The sequence below is a fragment of the Bradyrhizobium sp. STM 3809 genome (genome assembly GCF_000239795.1).
Classification (GTDB): domain Bacteria; phylum Pseudomonadota; class Alphaproteobacteria; order Rhizobiales; family Xanthobacteraceae; genus Bradyrhizobium.
Genome location: NZ_CAFJ01000027.1, coordinates 1 through 4,446 on the forward strand (window position 1 = coordinate 1; position 4,446 = coordinate 4,446).

At 63.8% G+C, this 4,446-nt stretch carries 4 protein-coding genes; 1 reads left to right on the forward strand and 3 read right to left on the reverse strand.

The features are described 5' to 3' along the window. The first annotated feature begins 42 nt into the window (after positions 1-42). Positions 43-339: a hypothetical protein gene (locus BRAS3809_RS01305; protein WP_008960294.1), complete on the forward strand. Its 297-nt coding sequence runs from the start codon at positions 43-45 to the stop codon at positions 337-339. Positions 340-606: 267 nt separating this feature from the next. Here BRAS3809_RS01305 and BRAS3809_RS01310 read toward each other — a convergent pair whose 3' ends face one another. From BRAS3809_RS01310 to BRAS3809_RS01325, 3 genes are all read right to left on the reverse strand, one after another. Next, positions 607-786 (reverse strand): hypothetical protein, encoded by a 180-nt coding sequence (locus tag BRAS3809_RS01310; RefSeq protein WP_008960295.1) that lies wholly within the window; start codon positions 784-786, stop codon positions 607-609. Positions 787-1,696: 910 nt separating this feature from the next. After that, positions 1,697-3,493, reverse strand: coding sequence for an NAD(P)/FAD-dependent oxidoreductase (locus BRAS3809_RS01320; protein WP_008960297.1), 1,797 nt, complete (start codon positions 3,491-3,493; stop codon positions 1,697-1,699). A 284-nt stretch (positions 3,494-3,777) separates the two neighbouring features. Further along, positions 3,778-4,413, reverse strand: coding sequence for a GntR family transcriptional regulator (locus BRAS3809_RS01325; protein WP_008960298.1), 636 nt, complete (start codon positions 4,411-4,413; stop codon positions 3,778-3,780). Positions 4,414-4,446: the final 33 nt, after the last annotated feature.

The following is a 4,446-nucleotide window of genomic DNA, read 5'->3' on the forward strand; positions in this document are numbered from 1 at the left end:
TGTAAGGCATCCTGAAAGATGTCTCACGATAGAGGGCAAAGAATGAGTTTTGTTGCCGTCACCGCCGAATATGGGATTGTCATCCGGCGTCATGCCTTGACCGAGCGAGGCGTGCCTTATCAGGCCGTGCTGGCTGCCGTTGAGGCCGATAAGCCGTTCGGAGCGGATCAAGAACTTCTCACGTTCGGTCCAAGCTTCGGTCGAGAGGCACTCGAAGCTCTGACGCAGAGGCTCACCGCTCTGGGCCTCGTCTATTTCGATGACTTCTTCCAGTTCGCCAGCGACGTCCCGGTTTGGTGCGAGTTGGCCGTCGCCTTTGTCCCGGCTAAATCAACGTGAACCAGCGACAGCACTGGACGTCTGCTGTTGGCCCATCTCAGACCTGCCGGTCGCCGCCTGGAACGTCTGCTCTTGGGAGACAACCGGACGCAAATACTGATCGACCGGAAGGCCGCGTTTGACGCCAGCACGATGGCGGCGGTGGATTGGTTGTCGGATCGGTTTGGCGGGGCCTCGGCGCCGAATGATGGGCAGCAATCAGGACTTTTGAATCGTTATGTGCGACGGAGTTCTCGTCCGAAACGTCCGTCTATGGCTCGTTGCCGCTCACAGCAATGCGGCGATGGCGAGGGCGATGGCGATCAGCGTTCCGACCATGAGTGTCGTTTCGGCCGCTCGGCTGGGAGGGAGCGACTGGTTGTCGCGCAGGCCATATCGGAGCATCAGGAGGCCGCTTATGACCAGGGTCAGGACGAACACGATGATGGCAGCAATGAACAGCCACATGGGTCAAGGCGATCCTGTTCGCTGACCGACTCTCGCGTTGCGTCTTGATTTGAACGGCCGTCTCTAGTCCCGATTCGAGTGGGGCAGGGACGCGTGGCCGTTAGCGGAACAACGTTGCTGATCGCTTCGTGAGCCCCGCGAGCCGGGGCGTCCCGCACTGGCTATCTCCGCGGCAAAGTCTTCGCGACGCGAGGAGCTAGTCGGTCATTCTGCCCCTCCCATTCATCCTGCCACATCATGTGCTGTGTCCGCGAGACCGCCGCTGAGCAATAGCCTCGCTCCTTCTTGTCCGCGTCCTCCCAGAACCAGTGCATGCAGCCCGCTGCGATACAAAAATCTCCGCGATAACGCATCTCGCGCGCATACCAGGGGAAGAACTTCCACAAGAAGCGCCATCTCGCCCAGTCCCGGTACGTCCACCGCCCGCGTTTGTCGATCTGCATGACGCACATACGCATCCGCGCTTCGCCCGGTGGCAACATTCCGCGCATGTCGAAACCTCCCGTTCCGCCCGGCCGCACCGGTCGGGCAGCTGTGGCGAATAGGTCAATTCTTTGGTGAATGTTTGACGGCTGACGACCCGTCGGATGAGATCCGCATGTCCAGCTTCCGCGGTCCGTACGGTGTCGCGACCAACAGGTCGCTGGGCGATTTTGGCCGACAGACCTGCGCGACACGATGACATCTCATGCCGGCTTCTCGGCGGGACTCGCAGCTCCTCCGGTCCTCTGTCTCTCGAACCGATTGTCACGTGCCGGAGACGGCCGCTCGAAAACGGCCGCTTCAAAGCAGCAAGCGGGACTGACCGCTGCCGAACCAGCCGCCAGAGAATTCTCCATCCCGCGTGCGCGCAGGGGTTGCCGGGCTCGCGTCGGAATAGGCCATACCTGCCGGGGAGCCCGGCGCGATCCTAGGCCTTGTGATGGACAGTTTGCAGGCCATAGACCGGCGTCGGGATGCCCTCGTAGCGCGCCTTCAGCTGAAGCGACAGGAATTGCGAGTAGTGGCGCGACTGGTGCAGATTGCCGCCGTGGAACCAGAGCGCTTCCTGCTGCGTGGGCTTCCACATGTTGCGCTGTTCGCCCTCCCAAGGGCCGGGGTCCTTGGTCGTATTCGAGCCGAGTCCCCAGACCTTGCCGACCTTGTCCGCCATCTCCCGGCTGATCAGATCGGCGACGAAGCCGTTCATCGAGCTGTAGCCGGTGGCGTAGACGATCACATCGGCGGGCAGCTCCTTGCCGTTGTCGAGCCTGACGCCGTCAGGCGTGATTTCCTCGACCTGGCCCGCGACCAGCTTGATCTTGCCGTCGATGATCAGCTGCGAGGCGCCGACGTCGATGTAGTAGCCCGAGCCGCGGCGCAGGTACTTCATGAAGAGCCCGGACTCGTCGTCGCCGAAATCGACGCGGAAGCCGGCCTTCTCCAGCCCCGCGTAGAAGTCGGCGTCGTCCTTGCGGATCTTGTCGTAGACCGGCTTCTGAAACTGATTGAGGATCCTGTAGGGCAGCGAGGCGAAGATCAGGTCGGCCTTCGCCGTCGTCATGCCGCTGCGGACCGCGCGCTCGGAATACAGATCGCCGAGGGATTCCATCAGCGAATCCGAGCGCACGATATGGGTGGACGAGCGCTGCACCATGGTCACGTCCACGCCCGCCTCGTACAGCGCGGCGCAGATGTCGTGCGCGGAATTGTTCGAGCCGATCACGACCACCTTCTTGCCCTTGTAGCGATCGGGGCCCGGATGGCGCGAGGAGTGGTGCTGCTCGCCCTTGAAGCTGTCCATGCCCTTGAACTGCGGCATGTTCGGCTTGGCCGACATGCCGGTCGCAAAGACGAGCTGCTTCGGCCTGAGCGTGATCTCCTTGCCGTCGCGCTCGACGACGACGGTCCATTCCTTCCTGGCGTCGTCCCATGCGGCATGCTTGGCTGTGGTGCCGGTCCAGTAGTTCAGCTCCATGACCTTGGTGTACATCTCCAGCCAGTCGCCGATCTTGTCCTTGGGCGCGAACACCGGCCAGTTCTTCGGGAAGTCGATATAGGGCAGATGATCGTACCAGACCGGGTCGTGCAGGCAGAGCGACTTGTAGCGGTTGCGCCAGGAATCGCCGGGCCGGGCGTTCTTCTCGATGATGATGGCGGGCACGCCGAGCTGGCGCAGCCGCGCGCCGAGCGCTATTCCGCCCTGGCCGCCGCCGATGACGACGACGTAGGGCTGGATCTTGAAGCCGAGCTGCTCGGTTTCCTCGTCGCGCAATTCCTTCCAGGTCTTGGCGCCGGGATTGACGCCGTGCCGGGCGCCGAGCGGCCGGGTGAAGCCGGCCTTTTCCTCATGGCCTTTCAGCTCGACCATCGTCGTCAACAGCGTCCAGATCTGGCCGTTCTGGAGCCGGATCAGGCCGTATCCGCGCGCGACCTCGGTCTCGAACGAGATCCAGGACTCGGTCACGCCGTCAGCCTCGGTGGGCGTCTCGCCTTCGGCGATTTTCCAGTTGTGCGGCTTCACATGCGGCAGGCAGGAGCCGAGCATGTCGCGGACCTGGTCGCGGCCTTCCATCGTCTTGATGTTCCAGGTGAAGGCGATGAGGTCGCGCCAGTAGCATTCAGGAGCGAACAGGCTCACGGCGGCGTCGAGATCTCCGGCCGCCAGCGTGGCCTCGAACTTGTCGAGAAAGGCCTGGACGCGCGCGGCAAGCGTGGTGTCGAGCATGATGTCCTCCCGGGTCTCGTTGTCGTTATTATGCGTATTGCTGCAAGCTTATCCCAATCATCGCGCGAATCCAGACTTGCGCGGTCCGAATTTTCTCGGCGCGTCTTGCCGACGATGCTGCGTCAGCTCCGCACGCGGGGTGTCCGGTCTGCTTGCTGCGGTGCATGAGTCCCGACCTCTGCGTCATGTCAACGCAGAGAGATGGTGGCATTGATGGTCGCCGCAGAACGGACTCCAGCACAAGCGCGACCGTTCATCGCCCTTGATGCGCCCGCAGCGGCCAACTACGCGATGCCCGGTCGCGCCAGACGCTCGATCGTCTGGTTGTGCCGCGTCAATAGTTCGCACGCGTGCCCGATCTGCCGTTCGCGCAGCGCCTGCAGGATCAGGCGGTGATCCCCATTGCTGCGTGGCCGCCAGCCGGCGGTGCGGGCCATGGCGAGCACGAGGCGGGAATTGGCGAGGCGCAGCCCGTCGAGGCTCGCGAGCAGGCGCGGCATCGCGCAGGGCGTGACGAGGGCGCGGTGGAAGGCGCGGTTGGCGGTCTCGAACTCCGCAATCGTCTCGGCATTGTCGGCCTCGATCAGCGCCAGCTCGATCGCGGCGAGATGCGCCGGCGTGTAGCGCGGCGCGGCGTTGCGCAGCGCGATGACCTCGAGCGCGACCCGCATCTCGACGATCTCCTTGGTCGACCGGGCATCGAGCGGCGCCACCCGCACGCCGCGCCGCGGGGCGGCAACGACGAGATAGAGCGCCTCGAGCTGCCTGAATGCCTCGCGCACCGGCACGTGGCTGGAGCTGAACTCGCGCGCGATGTGGTCCTGCCGCAGCGGGGCGTCGGGCGGCAGCGCGCCGCTGACGATCCGCTCGGTGATGGCCTCGGCGATGCGGTGGGCGGTGGTGAGATTCTCGTCCTGCATGGGAATAGATTATCTATCGAAAAACCTGATGCG